Here is a 20,768-nt window from a genome sequence, read left to right on the forward strand (position 1 = left end):
TAGCTCCCCGGCCGGTCCCGGGCCAGCGTCGGGGGGCAAGCTACTCGCGGGTTGTCAAAGGGGCTTTTCGGGGCGTACTCGACGGCAGGTAGGGTTCCGGGGTACGAGCGACCACGACCACGACCAGCGCCGGCGGCAGGGCAGCCCGGCGGCGCTAACGCGATGGGGGAGTTGACCACCGTGACCACCGCCGGCAGCAGCGGGGCGCCCCAGGGACCGGAGGGCGGCGCCCCTCAGGACGACGATCCGTTCGGCTACCTCTACCGTCCGGCCGACGGCGCCTCCGGGCAGCCGGCCGAGCCGCAGCAGGGCGTGCCCCGCACCCCGTACAGCCGTCCGATGGAGGTCGGCCGTGCCCAGTACGGCCAGCCGCCGCGGCAGCAGCAGCCCTATCCGCCGCAGCAGCAGGGCTACCCTCAGGCCCAGCCGCAACAGCCCTACCCGGCGCAGGCCGACTTCGGCGGCGCCCCCACCCAGCAGACCCGGTACGCCGAGCACTCCCGCCCGCAGCCGGGCGAGGAGCGGCCGAGCAGCGGCCGGGGCAAGGGCGCGGTCATCGGCGCGGTGGCCGTGGTCGCGGCCGTCGCGATCGGCGCCGCGGTGGCCCTCACCGGCGGGGACGCGGACAAGGACAAGAGCGCCAAGGGCGGCTCCTCGGTGAGCGCCCCGGCCGCTCCGGGCGCCGGCACCGGCACGGCGGGCCCGGGCGGCTCCGCCTCGGCCACGCCGTCGGCGACCGCCTCCGGCGCGGGCGGCCTGGGCACGGTCGACGCGAGCCAGCTGCAGGCGCAGAACGCTCCGGCCGGCAACACCGTCAAGGGCGCCAAGTCCTCGGACGGCAGCTACCTGACGCTCAACCCCGGCGGGACGGTCACCTGGTCCGGTGACCTGCCGACGGCCGGCACCTACAAGTTCACCGTGCACTACAGCAACGCCGCCGGCGACGTGCGGGCGACGGCGACGGTCAACGGCAAGGACTGGCCGGGCGGACTGGGCTTCAAGAACTACTCCCCGGGCAAGGACCCCGCCTCCTCCTGGTTCAACACCTACATAACCCCGCCGATGCAGGCGGGCCCGAACAGCGTCGTGATCTCGCTGCCGCCGGGCAGCGGCACGATCCTGGTCGACCAGGTGGTGCTGGAGGCCGCGTAGGTCCTCATGGAAGGCCCCGGGCCCGACGTACGACGGCCGCCCGTTCCCCGAGGGGAGCGGGCGGCCGTTCGGCGTGCCGGGGTCAGACGGTGGCGATCGGGGTGAAGCGGTCGCCGCCGACGATCCACTCGCCGCGGCGCATGACGGCGACCAGGTCGTAGCTCGCGGAGTCGACGACGACGAGGTCGGCGAGCTTGCCGGCCTCCAGCGTGCCGACCTGGTCGGCGAGGCCGAGCAGCCGGGCCGGGACGGTGGAGAGCGACTCCACCGCCTGGCCCAGGCCGAGCCCGTTGACCGTCACCGAGCGCTTGAACGCGACGTCCAGGGTCAGCGTCGAGCCGGCGATCGCGCCGCCCTCGACGAGCCGGGCGACGCCGTTCTCGACCTCGACCTGGAGCGGGCCGAGCGGGTAGCGGCCGTCGCCCATGCCGGCCGCGCCCATGGCGTCGGTGATGAGGGCGACCCGGGAGGCGCCGGCGGTGCCGTAGGCGAGGTCGAGCACGGACGGGTGCAGGTGGACGCCGTCGTTGATCAGTTCGACGGTGACCCGCTCGTCCTCCAGAAGCGCCACGATCGGGCCGGGCGCGCGGTGGGCGATGCCGGGCATGGCGTTGAACAGGTGGGTGGCGACGGTGGCGCCGGCCTCGATCGCCTCCAGGGTCTTGGCGTAGTCGGAGTCGGTGTGGCCGACGGCGGCGATCACGCCGAGGTCGGCGAGCATCCGGACCGAGTCGAGGCCGCCGGGCAGCTCGGGCGCCAGGGTGACCATCTTCGCGTGGCCGCGGGCGGCGTCGACCAGCTTGCGGACCAGCGCCGGGTCGGGGTCGCGCAGCAGGTCGGGGCGGTGGGCGCCGCAGCGGTGGTGGGAGATGAACGGGCCCTCGAAGTGGACGCCGGCGAGCACGCCGTCCTCGACGAGCTCGGAGAGGACGGCGGCCTGGCGGATCAGGTCGTCGATCTCGCCGGTGACGGTGGAGGCGACCGTGGTGGTGGTGCCGTGTTCCAGGTGGGTGCGGGCGACCTTGAGGGCCTCCTCGGCGATGCCGGAGGCGTAGGAGGCGCCGCCGCCGCCGTGGACGTGCAGGTCGACGAAGCCGGGGAGCACGGTGTACCCGGTGAGGTCGAGGTCGCCGGGGGTGGCGGAGCCGCCGAGCCCGGCGATCCGCTCGCCCTCGACGGCGAGGCGGTCGCCCTCGACGACGCCGCCGGGCAGGACCAGCCGGGCGCCGGACAGTGCGAGTCGGTCCGCGGTCACGCGGTCACCTCCATGGAGAGCAGATCCCAGGCGAGCAGGCCGGCGCCCAGCGACGCGGCGGTGTCTTTGAGCATGGCGGGTACCACTTCGGGGGGCATCTGGAAGGTCAACCGCTCGGTGACGGCCGCCCGCAGGGGGGTGAAGAGGGTGTCCCCGGCCTCGGCCAGACCGCCGCCGACGATCACCCGGGACGGGTCGAGCAGGCTCTGGGCGAGGACGATGCCGTCGGCCAGGGCGCCGACCGCGCGCTGCCAGACCGCGACCGCGCGAGGGTCCCCGGCGTCCACCGCGACGGCGCAGGCTGCCGCGTCGGCCTCGGGCTCGCCGACGGCCTCGGCCCAGGCGCGGGAGACGGCGGAGGCGGAGGCGAGGGTCTCCAGGCAGCCGCGGGCCCCGCAGCCGCAGGCGGGGCCGCCGGGGCGGACCACCACGTGGCCGATCTCGCCGCCGTAGCCGTGGGCGCCGGCCTCGATCCGGCCGTCGATGCCGATGGCGCCGGCGATGCCGGTGCCGAGGGCGATGAAGAGGAAGCGCTCGACGCCCCGGCCGGCTCCGAGCCGGCCCTCGGCGAGGCCGCCGGAGCGCACGTCGTGGCCGAGGGCGACCGGCATCGCGCCGTCCGGGCCGGCCAGGCGCTCGCCCAGCAGCCTGCGCAGGGGCAGATCGCGCCAGCCGAGGTTGGCGGAGAAGACCGCGATCCCCCGCCGCTCGTCGATCGTCCCCGGGACGGCGACGCCCGCCGCCAGGGGTGCGGCGCCGAACCGGCCGCGGCCCTCGTCCGCCAGGTCGGCGGCGAAGTCGAGGATGGCGGCGACCACGGCGTCCGTGCCGTGCTCCCGCCCGGTCGGGCGGCGTGCTTCGAACAGCACGGAGCCGTCCTGGGCGAGCAACGCGGCCTTCATGCCGGTGCCGCCAACATCGAGTGCGATGACGTGCTTCACGCGGGACAGTTTCCCTCGGTCCGGTCTAAGAGGTCTAGTCCAGTTGTCGGATTGGTCTGGTCCAAAGGAGTGAGCTTTGTCGCAGAAGTGTGCGGTGTGCGGCACTTTGCGCGAACCGCCGGTGTGCTGCCGGGGAGGAGTGGAGGCGGGGTCGGCGGGTCGGATCGGCGGATTTTGTTGCGCGGTGTGCAACAAATCCCGCACTTCGATAACTACCCGGCGTTCCGGGCCCAGAGGTATGGACCACTGCATGCCCGATTTGGCACCATTGCGGCCTCCCCCCGGCCGGATCTCCCCCCGATCAGATCCGTCCCACCCCGTACAGGATCCCCCTCGAAGGCGGTACCCGCGTTGGACAGGCGCGCCCAGGTCCCCACCCGGTCGTTCGGCGTCGCGATGGCCGGTGCCCTCGCCGGAGCCCTCGTGCTCACCGGCTGCGCCGGCCAGAACGACGGTCCGGTCACCCTCCGGCTGGTCGCGGCCGACTACGGCGAGAGCGCGGACACCAGCTCCAAGCTGTACTGGGAGGACGTCGCCCGCCGCTTCGAGGCCGCCAACCCCGGCATCAAGGTGGACGTCGACGTGGCGAGCTGGACCGACATCGGCAAGCGGGTCGACGACCTGATCAGGAGCGGCAAGTCGCCCGACCTGCTGCAGACCGGCGGCTTCGCCGACCAGGCCGCCGCCGACCGGCTGTACAGCGCCGCGGACGTGCTCTCCCTGGAGACCCAGGCCAACATGATGGAGTCGTTCTCGCACGCCGGGCAGGTGCTCGGCACGCAGTACGGGATCCCGTTCGTCTCCTCCTCCCGGGTGCTCTTCTACAACAAGGCGATCTTCCAGAAGGCCGGCATCACCCAGCCGCCGGCCACCTGGAACGAGCTCAGGGCGGCCGCCGAGAAGATCAAGGCCAAGGTCCCGGGCGTCACGCCGTACGGGCTGCCGCTCGGGCCCGAGGAGGCGCCGGCCGAGTCGATGCTCTGGACGCTGAGCGGCGGCGGCAGCCTCTCCGACGACGTCGGCAACTACACCATCGACAGCGACCGGAACCAGGCCACCTTCGGCTGGCTGCGGAGCAATCTGGTCGCCACCGGTCTGACCTACCCCGAGCCGGGGAAGATGAACCGCACCCCGGTGTTCGCCGACTTCGCGGCCGGCAAGGTGGCGATGCTCAACGGCCACCCGACGCTGCTGCGGATGGCCGCCAACGCCAAGATCGACTTTGGGACGGCGCCGATCCCCAAGAAGGACGGCCTGGCGAAGACCGGCAGCCTCGGCGTGGCCGACTGGATGATGGCGTTCAAGGCCAACGGCCACAAGGCCGAGATCCGCCGGTTCCTCACCTTCGTCTACGCGAAGGAGAACCAGCTCAAGTTCGACGAGACCTACAACCTGCTGCCGGTCACCCAGGACGCGTTCGACGCGATGACCAGGGACCCGAAGCACGAGGACCTCAAGCAGTTCGCGGCCGGGCTCGGCAACGCGAGCTTCTACCCCTTCGGCGACCCGGCCTGGGCCGAGGTCTCCAACCGGATCAAGGCCGGCATCGGGGCGGCCGCGACCGGCGAGGCCAAGCCGGTGCTGGAGGACCTCCAGCAGGCGGCGGTCAAGGAGGCGGCCCGGGTCCGCAAGTGAGTCCGGGCCTCGGGGAGTGTCGGGTCCTCGGGGGAGAATGACACTCCGTAGTGATGGGCGGAGGTGGGCCCCGATGGGCGCGGACGAGGAAGCGGCGCAGCCGGAGCGGGAGCGGTCGGACGTGCCGGACGCGCCGGGCGGGCTGGACGCCCGGGACCGGGCCGTTCTGGCGCTGGAGGGCCGTAGCTGGCGGACGGCCGGTGCCAAGGAGCGGGCCGTCCGGGAGGAGCTGGGGCTCTCCAGCACCCGGTACTACCAGCTGCTGAACGCGCTGCTGGACCGGCCGGAGGCGCTCGCGCACGCCCCGGTGCTGGTCAACCGGTTGCGCCGGGTCCGCGACGCCCGCCGGGCGGCGCGGTAGCCCCGGCCGGCACCCCGCCCGGCACCCCGCCCGGCACCCTGGCCGGTCCGTCGGGTCCGACGGGTGGCCCCCGGCCCGGGTGGGTACGGTGCCAGGCATGGGCCTTGCCGACATTGCGCGACCGCTGACCGACGCCGGCCGCGCGGGGCTGGCGGCGCTGCTCGCCGCGCCCCGCGACGCCGTGATCGCCCTCGACTTCGACGGGACGCTCGCCCCGATCGTCGCCGACCCGAGCCGGGCCCGGGCGGCGGCCGGCGCGACGGCCGCGCTGCGCGCGCTGGCGCCGCGGGTCGGCGCCGTCGCGGTGGTCACCGGCCGCCCGGCCGCGCTGGCCGTCGAGTACGGCGGACTCGCCGGGATCGACGGGGTGGTGGTGCTCGGCCACTACGGCGCGGAGCGCTGGGAGGACGGCGAGCTGACCGCGCCGCCGCCGCACCCGGGCGTCGCCGCGGTGCGCGCGGAGCTGCCGGCGGCGCTGAAGGCGCTCGGCGCGCCGGACGGCACCTGGGTGGAGGACAAAGGCCGCTCGGTGGCCGTGCACACCCGGCGGACGGCCGCTCCGGAAGCCGCGTTCGAGCTGCTGCGGGCGCCGATGGAGCGGCTGGCGGACGCCCACGGCCTGGTGGTGGAGCCGGGCCGGCTGGTGCTGGAGCTGCGGCCGCCGGGGGTGGACAAGGGGGCGGCGCTGACCGGGCTGCTGCGCGAGCGGTCGGCCCGTTCGGTGCTCTTCGCGGGCGACGACCTGGGGGACGTCCCGGCCTTCGCGGCGGTGGAGGAGCTGCGCGCGGGGGGCCTGGCCGGGCTGCTGGTGTGCAGCGGCGCGGTGGGGGACGCGCCGGTGCGCGAACTCGCCGACCGGGCGGACCTGGTGGTCCCGGGCCCGGCCGGCGTGGTGGAGCTGCTCGGCGCGCTGGGGGAGGAGCTCAGCCGCCCGGCCGCAGGGCGTTGAGCTGGTCCAGGAACCACTGCTGGGGCGGCAGCGCCGTCGCCGCGGCGGCCAGCCGCTTGGTGCGGTCGGTCCGCTCCTCGGCCGCCATGGTCAGCCCGGCGTGCAGCGCGTCGGCGGTGGCCACGATGTCGTACGGGTTGACGCTCAGCGCGTCCTCGCCGAGTTCGGCGTGCGCGCCGGCCTCCCGGGAGAGGACGAGCGCGCAGCCCCGGTCGGAGACCACCGGGACCTCCTTGGCGACCAGGTTCATGCCGTCCCGGATCGGGTTGACCAGGGCCACGTCGGCCATCCGGTAGGCGGCCAGCGAGCGCGGGAAGTCGTCGTCCACGTGCAGGATCAGCGGCTGCCAGTCCGGTGTGCCGAACTCCGCCACGATCTCCGCGGCGAGCGACCGCACCTGGTCGGTGTAGGCCCGGTACTCGGCGAGGTCGGTGCGGGACGGGTAGGCGAAGGCGATGTGGACCACCCGGTCGCGCCACTCGGGGCGGGTGCGCAGCAGGTGCCGGTAGGCCAGGAAGCCGCGGACGATGTTCTTGCTCAGCTCGGTGCGGTCGACCCGGACGACGGTGCGGCGGTCGCCCACGGCGGCGCGCAGGGTGGCCAGCCGCTCGTCGACGTCCGGCCGGTGGGCGCGCTCGCGCAGGAAGTCGGCGTCGGCGCCGAGGCCGTGGACGCCGAGGGCGGTGGTGCGGCCGGCGTACGTCACGGTGAGCGCCTCGCGGTGGACCTCCGCGCCGAGGAACCGCTCGCAGCAGTCGGCGAAGGCGAGCGCCCAGCGGCGGGTCAGGAAGCCCGCCCGGTCGGCGCCGAGGACGCCGGTGAGGACGGCCTCGGCGATGTCGTCGGGCAGCAGCCGCAGGTACTCGGGCGGCGCCCAGGGGGTGTGCGAGAAGTGGCCGATCCGCAGGTCGGGGCGGGCCGCGCGGAGCAGCGCCGGGACGAGCGAGAGGTGGTAGTCCTGCACCAGGACGGCGGCGCCGGGGGCGGCCTCGGCGGCGAGGGCCTCGGCGAAGGCGGTGTTGTACGCGGTGTAGGCCTGCCACTCGGTGCGGAAGCCGGCGTCGAAGGCGGGGGCGGTCGGGGTGTTCCAGAGCAGGTGGTGGACGAACCAGAGGGTCGAGTTGGCGATGCCGTTGTAGGCGCGGGCGAAGGTCTCGGGGTCGATGTCGAGCATCCGGACGGCCTGGCCGCCGACCTCGTGGCCGGCCCGGTCGAGGCGGCCGTCGGGGGCCTCGCGGGCGGCCCGGCGGTCGGCGTCGGACAGGGCGGCGCAGACCCAGACGGCGTCCGGGTCGTCGATGGCGGAGAGCCCGGAGACCAGGCCGCCGCCGCCTCTGCGGAGGGTCAGCGTGCCGTCGTCCGCGGTGCCGAACGACACCGGTCCCCGGTTCGACGCCACCAGGACGGAGGCGGAGCCGGACGGATTCGAACGCTCGCTCGTGAGATCACCCATGGTTGGTTGGTTGCCGTGGGTCCGCGGCGGCAAACCCCTCAGCGTCGGGTGGCGTACTCGGGGACGGTGTGCATCGGCGGGCGCTCGGTACCGGTGACCGGGTGGGTGTGGGCGGTGAAGGCGCGGGTCAGCGGGTCGCGGGTGAACTGGGTGAGCAGCGGGTGGACCAGATCCGCGGAGGCCTTCAGTCGGTGCGTGCGGTCCAGTCGTTCCAGCGCGGTGCGGTAGATCGTGGCCGCCATTCGACCGAGTGCCTGGGCGTCCTGGTGCCGGTGGTGACGGACGCCGACGTCCACCTGGGCGAGCGCGTCCAGGCCGGCCGTCTCCAGGGCGTCGACGAGCAGGCCGAGCTCGACGCCGTAGCCGGTGGGGAAGGGCAGCCGTTCGAGCAGTGAGCGGCGGGCCGCGTACTCGCCGCCGAGCGGCTGGACGAAACCGGCGAGTTCCGGCCAGTGCAGGTTGAGCAGGGGGCGGGCGACGAGTTCGGTGACCCGGCCGCCGCCGGCCGGGACCACCGCGCCGTCGGTCTCCAGCGGCCGGTCGTACATCGCCTTGACCAGTTGGATGTCCGGCTCGGTGAGCAGCGGGCCGATGATGCCGGAGACCAGGGCCGGGTCGAACTCGCGCAGGTCGGCGTCGACGAAGCAGACGATCTCGCCGCGGGTGACCAGCAGCGAGCGCCAGAGCACCTCGCCCTTGCCGGGGGCGGCGGGCAGCCGGGGCAGGATGGCGTCCCGGTGGACGACGGTGGCGCCGGCCTCGGCGGCCACCTCGGCGGTGCCGTCGACGGAGCCGGAGTCGACCACCACCAGCTCGTCGACCAGCGGCAGCCGCTCCATCAGCTCGCGCCGGATGACCCGGACGATCCCGCCGACGGTGGCCTCCTCGTCCAGGGCGGGCAGCACGACGCTGACGGTGCCGGCCGGGCCGAGCGCGCGTTTGGCCGCCGGCAGGGTGTGCACCGGGCGGTCGGCCGCGTTCCACGAGCGCCGGCGCAGCCAGGACGCCGTCTCGGGGAGGAGCGCGGGGATCGGTTCGGCGGGCACGGTGCTCTCCTCGGCGGACGGGGTCTCCCCGGCCGGAGGCGGGGGGAGGGTGGGACGTGTCATCTCGCGTGGCGGACGGTCCCGTTCGGGACCGAGGCCTTCGGATACAGTCTTCGTACAGCGGTCGGACCTTCGCACGCCGGGGTCGCCGCTGAGCAGGACCACAACTTCACAGAGCTCATCCAGAGGGACTGAGGGAACGGCCCGTTGACGTCCCGGCAACCTTCTCGCTCGGCCGGCCTTCGGGCCCCGGCGGGACAGGTGCCAATTCCGGCCTGGGGCGCGACCGCGTCACGGGGAAGATGAGGAGAGAGGCCTCCGCCCATCATGTCTATCGACACCGTCGCACCCGCCGCCGTCGACCTCGGCCCCGCCACTCAGCTGTCCTGTCGCGAGTGCGGCACCCGGTTCCCGCTCGGCCCCAGCTTCGCGTGCCTGGAGTGCTTCGGCCCGCTGGAGATCGCCTACGACTTCGGCAGCGAGGGCGCCGAGGAGCTGCGCAAGCGGATCGAGGCCGGTCCGGCGTCGATCTGGCGCTACGCGCCGCTGCTGCCCGTCCCGGCCGACGTGGCGACCAAGCCGAACCTCAACCCGGGGTGGACCCCGCTGGTGAAGGCGGACAACCTGGGCCGCGAGCTCGGCTTCACCGGGCAGCTGCACATCAAGGACGACTCCGGCAACCCGACCCACTCCTTCAAGGACCGCGTGGTGGCCTGCGCCATCGAGGCGGCCCGCGCGTTCGGCTACACCACGCTGTCCTGCTCGTCGACCGGCAACCTGGCCGGCGCGGTGGGCGCGGCGGCGGCCCGGGCGGGCTTCCGGTCCTGCGTGTTCATCCCGCACGACCTGGAGCAGGGCAAGGTCGTGATGGCCGGGGTGTACGGCGGCGAGCTGGTCGGCATCGAGGGCAACTACGACGACGTGAACCGGTTCTGCTCGGAGCTGATCGGCGACCCGGCCGGCGAGGGCTGGGGCTTCGTCAACGTCAACCTGAGGCCGTACTACGGCGAGGGCTCCAAGACGCTCGCCTTCGAGATCTGCGAGCAGCTCGGCTGGCGGCTGCCGGAGCAGATCGTGATCCCGATCGCCTCGGGCTCCCAGCTCACCAAGATCGACAAGGGGCTGCAGGAGCTGATCAAGCTGGGCCTGGTCGAGGACCGGCCGTACCGGATCTTCGGCGCCCAGGCGGCGGGCTGCTCGCCGGTCTCGGCGGCGTACAAGGCCGGCCACGACGTGATCCGCCCGGTCAAGCCGGACACCATCGCCAAGTCGCTGGCGATCGGCAACCCGGCCGACGGCCCGTACGTGCTGGACATCGCCCGGCGCACCGGCGGCGCGGTCGAGGACGTGACCGACGAGGAGGTCGTCGCGGCGATCCGGCTGCTGGCCCGGACCGAGGGCATCTTCGCGGAGACCGCGGGCGGGGTGACCGTCGGCGTGCTGAAGAAGCTGGTCGAGACCGGGCAGCTGGACCCGTCGAAGGAGACCGTCGCGATCAACACCGGCGACGGCCTGAAGACGCTCGACGCCGTCGCGGACGCCGGGATGACCGCCGTCATCCGGCCGACCCTGGACGCCTTCCGGGGCGCCGGCCTGGCCTCCGCCTGATCCCCGCCCGACGTCTGCCACTCCCCAGCTCCACCCGCTCAGCGCCCGCAACGAGGAGACCCCCATGAGCGCCAACGTCCGCATCCCGACCATCCTGCGCACCTACACCGGCGGCGCCAGCGAGGTGCCCGCCGAGGGCGCCACGCTGGGCGAGGTCATCGCCGACCTGGAGCGGAACCACGCCGGGATCGCCGCGCGCATCCTGGACGACACCGGCAAGCTGCGCCGTTTCGTCAATGTCTACGTGAACGACGACGACGTGCGGTTCGCCGAGGGTCTGGCGACCGAGATCAAGGACGGCGCGAACGTTTCGATCATCCCGGCGGTCGCCGGCGGGTGAACCGTCGGACGCGCCCGTTCCCCGCGGGTCGGGCGCGCCGTTACCGGCCGTCCGCGGCACGGAATTCCGTGCCGCGGACGGCCGTGCGCATTTTGGCGGGAATGTATTCCGTCCCGGGCGGAGTAAAGTGTCGCTGGACCGGGAACAGGGGCGCGCCCGCCCCTTCTCCGGGAACGAATCCGCCGCATCGCCACCGCCGCCGCCGTCCCGCCCGCCGAGACCCGCGGCGGGCCTGTGACCCGGAAACATGTCAGGCCGGTGTCAGAATTCTGGCGCGGATTTTGGGTAATACGTCCGCTATGTCCGGCGGGAAATGCGGCGGCTTATCCCGATTGCTCCCGTACTGTCCTCCGGTGCCGCGGGTGAATTCCCCGCCATTGACCCTGTTGCAGAGGGCGTCGATCCGGATACATTCAGCCGCGGTCGACGCAATCGCCCGTTCGCCGGACGCCGTTCGGCGGCATCGGGAGGATTGTGGCGTGCGCGGCTGTGCCCAGGGGGGGTCCCCGGGCCGGCCTCCAACCAGACCCGGGCCCGCAGACCTGCGGGCGCGTGAAGGGCCAGCACAGCACTAGGGGAGTTCGGAATGGCTCAGGGCACCGTCAAGTGGTTCAACGCGGAGAAGGGTTACGGCTTCATCGCGGTCGACGGTGGTGCGGACGTCTTCGTCCACTACAGCGCGATCCAGATGGACGGCTACCGCACCCTTGAGGAGGGCCAGCGGGTCGAGTTCGAGATCTCTCAGGGGCAGAAGGGTCCGCAGGCGGACATGGTCCGCGCGGCGGTCTGACCTTTCCGACACCCGGGAGCTCTGCTCGGCCCATTCGGCTGGCGCACCTCTTGCTTCACGGCGGGCCCGGACGACCTCGGTCGTCCGGGCCCGCCGTCATGTCCGGACGCGGTCGCCGGCGTGGGGCAGGAGGGGGTGCGGGCGGGGGTGCCGCGGCTCGCGGGTTGCCCGATTGGGCTTGCACTCGCCCACCCAGAGTGCTAATCATTGGCGTTAGCACTCACAGCGTGAGAGTGACAGCGGACCGGGTCGGTGAGGCCCCCGGGAGCGGTAGGGGAAAGGACCCCCGCACACCAGGGCCGTCCGTCGCGGGCACCCCTTGGTCCGAGCAGTCGACCGTGTCCCGGAGGACCACTTCTGATGGCCAAGATCATCGCCTTTGATGAGGAAGCTCGCCGCGGCCTTGAGCGTGGCATGAACCAGCTCGCCGACGCGGTGAAGGTCACGCTCGGCCCCAAGGGCCGCAACGTCGTGCTGGAGAAGAAGTGGGGCGCCCCCACGATCACCAACGACGGTGTCTCCATCGCCAAGGAGATCGAGCTCGAGGACCCGTACGAGAAGATCGGCGCGGAGCTCGTCAAGGAGGTCGCCAAGAAGACCGACGACGTCGCGGGTGACGGCACCACCACCGCCACCGTGCTGGCCCAGGCGCTCGTCCGCGAGGGTCTGCGCAACGTCGCCGCCGGCGCCAACCCGATGGCCCTGAAGCGCGGCATCGAGAAGGCCGTCGCCGCCGTCTCCGACCAGCTCCTGGCCCAGGCCAAGGACGTGGAGACCAAGGAGCAGATCGCCTCCACCGCCTCCATCTCCGCCGCCGACACCCAGATCGGCGAGCTGATCGCCGAGGCCATGGACAAGGTCGGCAAGGAAGGCGTCATCACCGTCGAGGAGAGCAACACCTTCGGTCTGGAGCTCGAGCTCACCGAGGGCATGCGCTTCGACAAGGGCTACATCTCGGCCTACTTCGCCACCGACCTGGAGCGTATGGAGACCTCGTTCGAGGACCCGTACATCCTGATCGCCAACTCCAAGATCGGCTCGGTCAAGGACCTGCTGCCGCTGCTGGAGAAGGTCATGCAGAGCGGCAAGCCGCTCGTCATCATCGCCGAGGACGTCGAGGGCGAGGCCCTGTCGACCCTGGTCGTGAACAAGATCCGCGGCACCTTCAAGTCCGTCGCCGTCAAGGCCCCGGGCTTCGGCGACCGCCGCAAGGCCATGCTCCAGGACATCGCCATCCTCACCGGTGGCACCGTGATCTCCGAGGAGGTCGGCCTGAAGCTGGAGAGCGCCGGCATCGACCTGCTGGGCTCCGCCCGCAAGGTGGTCATCACCAAGGACGAGACCACCATCGTCGACGGTGGCGGCGACAGCGAGCAGGTCGCGGGCCGCGTGAACCAGATCCGCGCCGAGATCGAGAACAGCGACTCGGACTACGACCGCGAGAAGCTCCAGGAGCGCCTCGCCAAGCTGGCCGGCGGCGTGGCCGTCATCAAGGCCGGCGCGGCCACCGAGGTGGAGCTCAAGGAGCGCAAGCACCGCATCGAGGACGCCGTCCGCAACGCCAAGGCCGCCGTCGAGGAGGGCATCGTCGCCGGTGGTGGCGTCGCCCTGCTGCAGGCCGCCGTCGCGTTCGACAAGCTGGAGCTGGACGGCGACGAGGCCACCGGTGCCAACATCGTCAAGGTCGCGCTGGAGGCCCCGATCAAGCAGATCGCGACCAACGCCGGCCTGGAGGGTGGCGTCGTGGTGGAGAAGGTGCGCAACCTCCCCGCCGGTCACGGCCTGAACGCCGCCACCAACACCTACGTCGACCTCATCGCCGAGGGCATCATCGACCCGGCGAAGGTCACCCGCTCCGCGCTGCAGAACGCCGCCTCCATCGCGGCGCTGTTCCTCACCACCGAGGCCGTCATCGCCGACAAGCCGGAGAAGGCCGCCGCGGCCGCCGGCGGCGGCATGCCGGGCGGTGACATGGACTTCTGATCCTGATCGCTTCGATCGGATCGGCAGGTCTTTCGTCCGCGAGGGCGGTTCCCCGACGGGGAGCCGCCCTCGCGGCGTTCCCGGGGGCAGGGCGGTGTCGACGGCGGCGCGATTGCCGGGTTTCCCGGCCTTCTTGGGAGACTGGACGGATGGCTACCACAGACGACATCGAGACGGCGCTGCACACCGCGCGGGCGCTGATCCTGGCCGACCTGACCGCGCGGGACGCCGCCGACGCCGCCGTGGTGTCCCTGGTGGAGCAGGCCGTGACGCACCGCCGCTGGTGGCTGGAGCAGTGGCCGGACGGGACCGAGTACGTCCTGGGCCTGGTCGCCCAGGACGTCCAGGACGGACTGCTGGAGAGCCACGGGCGCTGGCCGCTCTGCGCGGACTGCGCGGCGGACGGCGACCCGCACGCGCTGAGCGTGGAGCCGGAGCTGGGGCCCGAGCCGCACTGGGTGTGCGGCAAGCGCGGCGCCGTGGTGGCCCCGGTGGGTGAGCTGGTCTAGCGCTCGCCTCCTTCCTGCTTCCTGTCCGACCCCCTTCCTCTTTCCTGACCCCCTTCCTCGCCGCCGTCGCGCCTCCGGGTGCGGCGGCGGCTTCTTTCGTGACGCGGCTGTGACGGACGACTGGTCGAATCGGCGGTCTGCATATGTAGTCTACCGACGTATGCCGCTGACTTGAGCATGGGCGGCAACGCGAACGAAGGGGGAACACCCATGTCCCAGTCAGATTCGGGCCGGCCGGTCCTGGAGCTGCGCGCCGTCACCCGGGTGCACGGGCAGGGCGCGGCCGAGGTGCACGCCCTGCGCGGCATCGACCTGGCCGTGCGCGCCGGCGAGTTCGTCGCCGTGATGGGGCCCTCCGGCTCCGGCAAGTCCACGCTGCTCACCCTGGCCGGCGGCCTCGACCGGCCCAGCGGCGGTCAGGTGCTGGTCGAGGGCGTCGAGCTGGGCGGGCTGAACCGCACCGCGCAGGCCGCCGTACGCCGCCGCTCGGTCGGCTACGTCTTCCAGGACTACAACCTCGTCCCGGCGCTGACCGCCGCCGAGAACATCTCGCTGCCCCGGGAGCTGGACGGCGTCTCCGGGCGGACCGCCCGCCGCGAGGCGCTGGCCGCGCTCACCGAACTCGGCATCGCCGACCTCGCCGACCGCTTCCCCGAGCAGCTCTCCGGCGGCCAGCAGCAGCGCGTCGCCATCGCGCGCGCCCTGGTCGGCGAGCGGCGCCTCGTCCTCGCCGACGAGCCCACCGGCGCGCTCGACTCCGCCACCGGTGAGGCCGTGCTGGCCGTGCTGCGGGCCCGCTGCGACGCGGGCGCCGCCGCGATGATGGTCACCCACGAGCCCCGGCACGCCGTCTGGGCCGACCGTGTGGTGCACCTCAGCGACGGCCGGGTCGTCCGGGAGACCACCGGGCGGCAGGCCGCGCACCCGCTGCTCGCCCAGGGGAACGGCGGTCACCGATGAAGCTCTCCGCCCTGCGCGTCGCCCTGCGGATCGCCCGCCGCGACGCCCTGCGTGCCAAGGGCCGCAGCGTCCTGGTCGCCGCGATGGTCGCCCTGCCGGTGCTCGGTGTCGCCGGCGCCGACGTCGTCCACCGCAGCGGCCAGCTCACCCCCGGCGAGCGGGTCGAGCGGCTGATGGGCGGGGCCGACGCCCTGATCACCGCCCACCGGCCGGGCCGCTCGGTCGACCAGGGGGTCTTCGCCGAGGACGGCGTGCAGGTGCTGCGGGAGGACCGGAGCGATCCGGCCGCCGCCTCGGCCGCCGCCGCCGCGAACTCCCCCGCCGAGCTGGTCGCCGGGCTGCTGCCCGGGGGCGCCGTGCTGCTGCCGGCCACCCCCGGGCCCGCGGTCAGCACCTCCACCCGGGAGGGCCTGTTCACCACCGCGACCGCCGAGGCCGACCTCACCGACCGGATCTGGCGCGGCCGGGTCGACCTGGTCGAGGGCCGGGCGCCGAGCGCCCCGCACGAGGCGGCCGCCACCCGGGCCTTCCTCGCCGAGGCCGGACTGCGGATCGGTGACTCCACCACGGTCAAGGGCCTCGACGGCGCGCCGTTCAAGCTGACCGCCGCGGTCGAGTACCCGGGGGACCTCAACAGGGTCGAACTGGTCGCCCGGCCCGACGAGTTGATCGCCCCGCTGGCCGCGTCGGCCCCGTCCGCCCCAGGTGCTTCGTCCGGGCTCACCGCGGCCGGGGCGGACGAGGCCAACCCCGTGCGCTGGCTGGTGCGGATGCCCGGCGGCGCCGCCCTGGACTGGCCCGCCGTCCGGAAGCTCAACCGGTACGGCTTCACGGTGACCTCGCGCGCCGTCGCGCTCGACCCGCCGCCCGAGTCCGCCGTCACCTACGACCCCGATCTGTTCAAGCTCCCGGACGCGGACAAGCGGGTCGTCATCCTGGCCACGGTGGCCGGGATGGCGCTGCTGGAGGTCGCCCTGCTGGCCGGCCCGGCCTTCGCGGTGGGCGCCCGGCGCTCACGCCGGCAGCTCGCCCTGATCGGCGCCGCCGGCGGCGACCGAGGCCACGTCCGCGCGGTCGTGCTCGGCTCCGGACTGGTGCTCGGCGCCACCGGCGCGGCCGTCGGCCTGGTGGCCGGCGTCGGACTGGTCGCCCTGCTGCGGACCTGGGCCGAGGAGGCGGGCGGCAGCCGCTTCGGACACTTCGCGATCGCGCCGCTCGACCTGCTGGCCATCGCCGCCGTCGGTGTGGTCACCGCACTGCTGGCCGCCGTGGTGCCCGCGGTCCAGGCCGCCCGCCGCGACGTGGTGGCCGGCCTCACCGGCCGGGACACCGTCGGCACGCCGAGCCGCAGGCTCCCGCTGCTGGGCCTGCTCCTGGTCGCCGCGGGCGCGGGTGCGGCGCTCTACGGCGCCGGCACCCAGCAGACCGGCGCCATGCCGGTGTTCGCGGGACTCACCACCCGGGCGCTCTCGGTGCTCGCCGGGGCGGTCACCGCCGAACTCGGCTTCCTGCTCTTCACCCCGCTGATGATCGCGGTGTTCGGCCGGCTGCCGCTCGGCCCCCGGCTGGCCCTGCGCGACTCGGCCCGCCACCGCGGCCGCACCGCGCCGGCCGTGGCCGCGGTGATGGCCGCCGTCGCCGGAGCCGTCGCCGTCGGCGTCTACACGACCGGCGCCGAGGCCCAGGACCGGGCCGCCTACCGGCCGACCGCCCCGATGGGGGCCATCGTGGTCGAAGCCCCGATGAAGCCGGACGACCCGAAGCTGCCGCGGCTGCGCGCCGCCGTCGAGCGGGACCTGCCGGACGCGGGCACGCGCGCCGACGTGCACGGCATGCTGTACGTCTTCTGCGACGGCTGCTCCAGCGTGGTGCAGGTCAAGGGGACGGGCGGCCGGTTCGACGACGGCGGCCCCGGGAGCCGCGCGCTGGTCGGCGACGCGACCGTGCTGCGCAACCTGTTCGGGGTGAACGACCGGGCCGTCGAGGAGGCGCTGGCCGCCGGCCGGGCGATCGTCTTCGACCGCACCCGGCTGCACGACGGCCGGGCGGTGCTCACCATGCTGGGCGCGGCCGGCGGCGGCCCGGTCCGGCCGGGCGAGGTGCCGCAGCCCGGCAGCAAGGAGATCGCGGTCGACGCGCTGCTGGTCGACAACCCGGACGCCGCCCGGTACGGCGGACTGCTGATGAGCCCGGACGCGGTGCGCACGATCGGTCTCGCCACCGAGTCGATCGGCTCGGTGTGGCGGCCCGCGCACCCGCCCACCACCAAGGTGCAGCAGCGGGTGGAGGCCGATCTGGCCCAGGTGGTCCCGCGGGCCACGCTGCACGTGGAGCGCGGCTTCCGGCCGAAGGACGACGTGATCAGCCTCGCGCTCGCCGGGTTCGCCGCGCTGGTGGTGCTGGGAGCCGCGGCCGTGGCCACCGGCCTGGCCGCCGCCGACTCCCGCAACGACCGGGCCACCCTGGCCGCGGTCGGCGCCCCGCCGCGGATCCACCGGGTCCAGGCCGGGCTGCAGAGCACGCTGATCGCCGGGCTCGGGGCGGTGATCGGCACGGCCAGCGGGTTCGTCCCCGCGATGGCGCTGCTGCGCTCGCACGCGAGCGGGCAGATCGGTGGGCCGGCGGCCCCGTTCACCCTGCCGTGGGGGCTGCTCGTGACGATCGCGGTGGTGCTTCCGGTGGCGGCGGGGCTGGGCGCTGCCGCGTTCACCCGCTCGCGGCTGCCGCTGGCGCGGCGGCAGGGCTAGGGCGTGTCCGGGGAGTCCGTGGCCGCCGGGAGCTCCGCGGACTCCGCTTCCCGGGGCTCCGCTTCCAGGCGGGCGAGCTCGGCGGCGAGGTTGGTCCGGGCGGGGGCGTCGAAGCGGGCGTGCGCGGTGGGCGTGCGGTAGAGGGCGGGGAGCGCGAGCAGCTGCCGGAGCACCGCCGCGCGCCCGGCGCGGAAGTCCGGCTCGGGCACGAAGGCGTACTCCTCCCGGACGGCCGCCGCGTACGCCGTGTAGGCCTCCGGAGCGCCGCCGAGGACGGCGAGGTCGGCGTCGCACAGCACCTCCCCGTCGCGGTCGCCCGGCTCGGGGCGGTGGGTGACGGTGAGCCGGACCAGCCGCGCCACCTCCGCGATCCGGTTCTCGGGCAGTCCCGCCTCGGTGAGCGCCCGGACGGCGAGGACGGCGCTGCGCTCCTCGTTCTCGCTGCGGTCCGGGCGGTAGACGGCGTCGTGGAACCAGGCGGCCAGCCGGACGGCGTCCGGGTCGTCGGCGTGCCCGGCGAGCGCGTCCACGTGGGCCAGCACCGCGCGCAGGTGGTCGGTGGCGTGGTAGCGGCGCTGCGGTTCGGACCAGCGGCGCAGCAGCTCCCGGCCGGACGGCTCGGGATCGGCGCTCGCGCCGCAGCGGCGGAGCAGGGCGGTCCAGGCGGCGAGGAGCTCGGGGTCGGCGTCGGTGTCGGCTGTCGGCTCGGGCATGGGGGTCATTCTGGCGGCTCGCGACACGCCGATGAGCGATTCATCTGGACTGGATATGCCGGTAGCCGATATATATAGACACATGACAGAACGGGCCATGCAGGAGCCCACGCTGCTCCTGCTCACCGCGCTGGCCGATGCCCCCAGGCACGGCTACGCGCTCATCCAGGAGATCGCCGCGATCTCGGACGGCCGGGTCAAGATGCGCACCGGCACCCTGTACGGAGCGCTGGACCGGCTGCTCCAGCAGGGCCTCATCGAGGTCGCGGCCGAAGAGGTCGTCGACGGCCGCGCCCGGCGCACCTACGCGCTCACCGAGGGCGGCCGGGGCGCGCTGGCCACCGAGGCGGAGCGGCTGCGCGCCGTCGCCGAGGAGGCCCAGCGGCGGCTGGCGGCCGTCCGGCCGGCCGTCGTCCGACCGGCGACCGGTTCCGCCAAGCTCGCGTTCACCATGGTCAGGGGGGCCTTCGCATGACCACCGATCAGACGATGCCCGGACTGCTGGGCGAGCCGGTGGCGCTGCGCGCCGCGCTCAAGCTCTACCCGGCCCGCTACCGGCGCGAGCGCGGCGACGAGCTGACCGCCGTCTTCGCCGACTCCACCGCCGAGTCCGGCAGGCTCGCCACCGCCCGCGAGGCCCTCGACCTCGGGGCGTACGGGCTGCGCATGCGCACCGGCCTGACCTCCTCCTCGACCACCGGACGGCTGCTCGCGCTCGCCGCGCCGCTGATCGCCGGGGCGATCGCGGGGGGCGGCCTGGCCCGCGGCGTGCGCGACGCGGTCACCCCGGCCTGGTCCTCGATGTGGGACCTGCCGGACCGGATCGTCCAGGTGCCCGGCTATCTCTGGTACGTCGGCCAGGTGGCCGTGCCGCTGCTGCTGGTCGCCGCCGTACTGGCCGGCCGGTGGCGGCTCGCCCGGACCGCCGGGCTCGCCGTGGCGTCGGTCGGGGTGCTGGGCGTGGCGTGGGCGGCGCTCGCCCTGCCCGACGGCTGGCTGACCTTCCTGCAGTCCTGCGAGGCGACCCCGCAGCTGTTCGCGGGCCTGCTGTTCGCGCTCGCGCCGCAGGAACTGCTGGAGCGGCCGGGCCGGCGTGAGTGGGTGCTGGTGGTGGCCGGGCTGGCCGCCGGCGGGCTCGTCCTGGCGGCGGAGGACTTCTACAGCTCCTACGTGCTGATGGACGGCACGGGGGCTGCGGTGCTGCTGCTGGTGCCGCTGTTCGCGCTGCTCTTCGCGGTGCGCGGGCGGCTGTGGCCGGCGGCGGTCGGGCTGGCGGTGCTGCCGCTGACCCTGATGTTCAGCCTGTTCCGGCTCTGGCAGGTGACCGGCGGCGCGGCGAAGCTGCTGCCGTGGGCGCTGGGCGTCGCGACGGTGATGGTGCTGCTCGGCATGGTGCTGGGCCGCACGCGGACCGGGGCGGGAGGTGACCGGAGCCTGGCCTGAGCCTGCTCGGGCCGGGACGACCGGGGCCTTGCCTCCTCTCGTGCGGCCGGACGACCCGGATGTGGGACCGGGTCGTCCGGCCGTTCGGCTGTCCGCGTGCGGTGCGTCCGGGTCGGTGCGCGGGGGTCGCCGGGGGCGGTGCGATGTGGCAGGCTATCCGATATGTCTAGACCAATTTTCGAAGTCATCGCGCTGACGCCCCAGGACGCCCAGGCCGCCGAGTCGGGCGGCGCCGACCGGCTCGAACTGGTCACGGACATGGCCGCCGACGGGCTCACCCCCGCCGTCGAGGACTTCGCCAAGATCCGGGCCGCCGTCGCGCTGCCGCTGCGCGTCATGCTCCGGATCCGGGACGGCTTCGCGCCCGGCGACCTGGACGAGCTGCGCGCCCGCGCCGCCGCCCTGCGCGCCGAGGGCGCCGACGAGTTCGTGTTCGGCTTCCTCGACGCCGAGGGCAAGGTCGACCTGGCCGCCACCGAGGCCGTCGCCGAGTCGGTGGCCGGCTGCCGCTGGACCTTCCACCGGGCGATCGACCACAGCGCCGACCGGGCCGCCGTCCGCGCCGCCGTCGGCGCGCTGCCCGGGCTGGACACCTTCCTCACCTCCGGCGCGGCCGGCGGCGTGGACGCGGGCAAGGACGTCCTGCTGGCCGAACTGGCCCGGGCCGGCGAGCCCGGCCACACCCAGCGGATCCTGATCGGCGGCGGCCTGCGCGCCGAGCACCTGCCGGGGCTGCGGGCGGCCGGCTTCGACGCCTTCCACGTCGGCGGCGCGGTGCGGGCCGCCGGCTGGCAGTCGCCGGTGGACGCGGCCAAGGTCGCCGAGTGGCGGGCGCTGATCGACGGCTGAACCCGTCCGGGGCCGACCCGCGGTGGCGGGTCGG

19 protein-coding genes and 1 riboswitch are annotated in these 20,768 nt (G+C 74.2%); of the genes, 14 read left to right on the forward strand and 5 right to left on the reverse strand.

The genetic code is table 11. From position 1 onward, the window contains the following. The first annotated feature begins 180 nt into the window (after positions 1-180). Entirely contained in the window at positions 181-1,152 is a 972-nt protein-coding gene (locus tag ACFP3U_RS30235) for a carbohydrate-binding protein (RefSeq protein WP_380228912.1), read from the forward strand. 82 nt (positions 1,153-1,234) lie between these two features. Here the strand turns inward: ACFP3U_RS30235 and nagA are convergent, their stop codons facing one another. Both nagA and ACFP3U_RS30245 read right to left on the reverse strand, forming a co-directional pair. After that, entirely contained in the window at positions 1,235-2,407 is a 1,173-nt protein-coding gene (gene nagA / locus ACFP3U_RS30240; RefSeq protein ID WP_380228913.1) for an N-acetylglucosamine-6-phosphate deacetylase, read from the reverse strand. Beyond that, complete coding sequence (locus tag ACFP3U_RS30245; RefSeq protein ID WP_380228914.1) at positions 2,404-3,348, reverse strand: ROK family protein; 945 nt, start codon at positions 3,346-3,348, stop codon at positions 2,404-2,406. Before ACFP3U_RS30245 ends, nagA begins: the two co-directional genes overlap by 4 nt. Positions 3,349-3,699: 351 nt before the next feature. Here ACFP3U_RS30245 and ACFP3U_RS30250 point away from each other — a divergent pair, with 351 nt between their 5' ends. The 3 genes from ACFP3U_RS30250 (at position 3,700) to otsB (ending at position 6,293) form a co-directional block, all read left to right on the forward strand. Beyond that, a complete protein-coding gene (locus ACFP3U_RS30250; RefSeq protein ID WP_380228915.1) occupies positions 3,700-4,983 on the forward strand; it encodes an extracellular solute-binding protein in 1,284 nt (427 codons plus the stop codon). A 73-nt stretch (positions 4,984-5,056) separates the two neighbouring features. Next, positions 5,057-5,344 (forward strand): DUF3263 domain-containing protein, encoded by a 288-nt coding sequence (locus ACFP3U_RS30255; protein ID WP_380228916.1) that lies wholly within the window; start codon positions 5,057-5,059, stop codon positions 5,342-5,344. A gap of 97 nt (positions 5,345-5,441) precedes the next feature. Continuing rightward, on the forward strand, positions 5,442-6,293 hold the full coding sequence (otsB, locus tag ACFP3U_RS30260; RefSeq protein ID WP_380228917.1) for a trehalose-phosphatase: 852 nt from the start codon (positions 5,442-5,444) through the stop codon (positions 6,291-6,293). Here otsB and ACFP3U_RS30265 read toward each other — a convergent pair. Together ACFP3U_RS30265 and ACFP3U_RS30270 are read right to left on the reverse strand one after the other, a co-directional pair. After that, complete coding sequence (locus tag ACFP3U_RS30265; RefSeq protein WP_380228918.1) at positions 6,268-7,746, reverse strand: alpha,alpha-trehalose-phosphate synthase (UDP-forming); 1,479 nt, start codon at positions 7,744-7,746, stop codon at positions 6,268-6,270. The genes otsB and ACFP3U_RS30265 overlap by 26 nt on opposite strands. A 38-nt stretch (positions 7,747-7,784) precedes the next feature. Then, positions 7,785-8,792, reverse strand: coding sequence for a glucosyl-3-phosphoglycerate synthase (locus tag ACFP3U_RS30270; protein WP_380228919.1), 1,008 nt, complete (start codon positions 8,790-8,792; stop codon positions 7,785-7,787). 175 nt (positions 8,793-8,967) lie between these two features. Next, a riboswitch (SAM riboswitch) is annotated at positions 8,968-9,101 on the forward strand. A gap of 18 nt (positions 9,102-9,119) precedes the next feature. Between ACFP3U_RS30270 and thrC the strand changes: the two genes are divergently transcribed. The 7 genes from thrC to ACFP3U_RS30305 all read left to right on the forward strand — a co-directional run bounded on the left by thrC (position 9,120) and on the right by ACFP3U_RS30305 (position 17,729). Continuing rightward, positions 9,120-10,400 (forward strand): threonine synthase, encoded by a 1,281-nt coding sequence (thrC, locus tag ACFP3U_RS30275; RefSeq protein WP_380228920.1) that lies wholly within the window; start codon positions 9,120-9,122, stop codon positions 10,398-10,400. A gap of 64 nt (positions 10,401-10,464) precedes the next feature. Further along, positions 10,465-10,740, forward strand: a complete 276-nt coding sequence (locus ACFP3U_RS30280; protein ID WP_380228921.1) for a MoaD/ThiS family protein — start codon at positions 10,465-10,467, stop codon at positions 10,738-10,740. Positions 10,741-11,326: 586 nt separating this feature from the next. Then, positions 11,327-11,530: a cold-shock protein gene (locus tag ACFP3U_RS30285; RefSeq protein WP_030289665.1), complete on the forward strand. Its 204-nt coding sequence runs from the start codon at positions 11,327-11,329 to the stop codon at positions 11,528-11,530. A gap of 360 nt (positions 11,531-11,890) precedes the next feature. Next, positions 11,891-13,513, forward strand: a complete 1,623-nt coding sequence (gene groL, locus ACFP3U_RS30290; RefSeq protein ID WP_380228922.1) for a chaperonin GroEL — start codon at positions 11,891-11,893, stop codon at positions 13,511-13,513. A 149-nt stretch (positions 13,514-13,662) separates the two neighbouring features. Then, positions 13,663-14,022 (forward strand): hypothetical protein, encoded by a 360-nt coding sequence (locus ACFP3U_RS30295; protein ID WP_380228923.1) that lies wholly within the window; start codon positions 13,663-13,665, stop codon positions 14,020-14,022. Between the two features lie 210 nt (positions 14,023-14,232). Then, on the forward strand, positions 14,233-14,982 hold the full coding sequence (locus ACFP3U_RS30300; protein WP_380228924.1) for an ABC transporter ATP-binding protein: 750 nt from the start codon (positions 14,233-14,235) through the stop codon (positions 14,980-14,982). Continuing rightward, on the forward strand, positions 14,979-17,729 hold the full coding sequence (locus tag ACFP3U_RS30305) for an FtsX-like permease family protein (RefSeq protein WP_380228925.1): 2,751 nt from the start codon (positions 14,979-14,981) through the stop codon (positions 17,727-17,729). The genes ACFP3U_RS30300 and ACFP3U_RS30305 overlap by 4 nt, the downstream gene beginning before the upstream one ends. Here the strand turns inward: ACFP3U_RS30305 and ACFP3U_RS30310 are convergent. Continuing rightward, the gene (locus ACFP3U_RS30310) at positions 17,726-18,451 is read right to left on the reverse strand and encodes an HD domain-containing protein (RefSeq protein ID WP_380228926.1); all 726 of its coding nucleotides are present in this window, start codon (positions 18,449-18,451) and stop codon (positions 17,726-17,728) included. The two genes, ACFP3U_RS30305 and ACFP3U_RS30310, sit on opposite strands and share 4 nt — an antisense overlap. Before the next feature lie 73 nt (positions 18,452-18,524). Between ACFP3U_RS30310 and ACFP3U_RS30315 the strand changes: the two genes are divergently transcribed. The 3 genes from ACFP3U_RS30315 (at position 18,525) to ACFP3U_RS30325 (ending at position 20,734) form a co-directional block, all read left to right on the forward strand. Then, entirely contained in the window at positions 18,525-18,917 is a 393-nt protein-coding gene (locus ACFP3U_RS30315) for a PadR family transcriptional regulator (RefSeq protein WP_380228927.1), read from the forward strand. Continuing rightward, on the forward strand, positions 18,914-19,885 hold the full coding sequence (locus ACFP3U_RS30320; RefSeq protein WP_380228928.1) for a hypothetical protein: 972 nt from the start codon (positions 18,914-18,916) through the stop codon (positions 19,883-19,885). Before ACFP3U_RS30315 ends, ACFP3U_RS30320 begins: the two co-directional genes overlap by 4 nt. 162 nt (positions 19,886-20,047) lie before the next feature. After that, positions 20,048-20,734, forward strand: a complete 687-nt coding sequence (locus ACFP3U_RS30325) for a copper homeostasis protein CutC (protein ID WP_380228929.1) — start codon at positions 20,048-20,050, stop codon at positions 20,732-20,734. Positions 20,735-20,768 lie beyond the last annotated feature (34 nt).

It is taken from the genome of Kitasatospora misakiensis, assembly GCF_042656005.1.
GTDB classification, from domain to species: Bacteria; Actinomycetota; Actinomycetes; order Streptomycetales; family Streptomycetaceae; genus Kitasatospora; species Kitasatospora misakiensis.

What these genes read in the sequence shown, in the direction of transcription:
- ACFP3U_RS30255 (WP_380228916.1), top strand. Translation starts at nt 5,057, where the DNA reads ATGGGCGCGGACGAGGAAGCGGCGCAGCCGGAGCGGGAGCGGTCGGAC.
- otsB (WP_380228917.1), top strand. Translation starts at nt 5,442, where the DNA reads ATGGGCCTTGCCGACATTGCGCGACCGCTGACCGACGCCGGCCGCGCG.
- ACFP3U_RS30265 (WP_380228918.1), bottom strand. Translation starts at nt 7,746, where the DNA reads ATGGGTGATCTCACGAGCGAGCGTTCGAATCCGTCCGGCTCCGCCTCC.
- thrC (WP_380228920.1), top strand. Translation starts at nt 9,120, where the DNA reads ATGTCTATCGACACCGTCGCACCCGCCGCCGTCGACCTCGGCCCCGCC.
- ACFP3U_RS30280 (WP_380228921.1), top strand. Translation starts at nt 10,465, where the DNA reads ATGAGCGCCAACGTCCGCATCCCGACCATCCTGCGCACCTACACCGGC.
- ACFP3U_RS30285 (WP_030289665.1), top strand. Translation starts at nt 11,327, where the DNA reads ATGGCTCAGGGCACCGTCAAGTGGTTCAACGCGGAGAAGGGTTACGGC.
- groL (WP_380228922.1), top strand. Translation starts at nt 11,891, where the DNA reads ATGGCCAAGATCATCGCCTTTGATGAGGAAGCTCGCCGCGGCCTTGAG.
- ACFP3U_RS30295 (WP_380228923.1), top strand. Translation starts at nt 13,663, where the DNA reads ATGGCTACCACAGACGACATCGAGACGGCGCTGCACACCGCGCGGGCG.
- ACFP3U_RS30300 (WP_380228924.1), top strand. Translation starts at nt 14,233, where the DNA reads ATGTCCCAGTCAGATTCGGGCCGGCCGGTCCTGGAGCTGCGCGCCGTC.
- ACFP3U_RS30305 (WP_380228925.1), top strand. Translation starts at nt 14,979, where the DNA reads ATGAAGCTCTCCGCCCTGCGCGTCGCCCTGCGGATCGCCCGCCGCGAC.
- ACFP3U_RS30310 (WP_380228926.1), bottom strand. Translation starts at nt 18,451, where the DNA reads ATGACCCCCATGCCCGAGCCGACAGCCGACACCGACGCCGACCCCGAG.
- ACFP3U_RS30315 (WP_380228927.1), top strand. Translation starts at nt 18,525, where the DNA reads ATGACAGAACGGGCCATGCAGGAGCCCACGCTGCTCCTGCTCACCGCG.
- ACFP3U_RS30320 (WP_380228928.1), top strand. Translation starts at nt 18,914, where the DNA reads ATGACCACCGATCAGACGATGCCCGGACTGCTGGGCGAGCCGGTGGCG.
- ACFP3U_RS30325 (WP_380228929.1), top strand. Translation starts at nt 20,048, where the DNA reads ATGTCTAGACCAATTTTCGAAGTCATCGCGCTGACGCCCCAGGACGCC.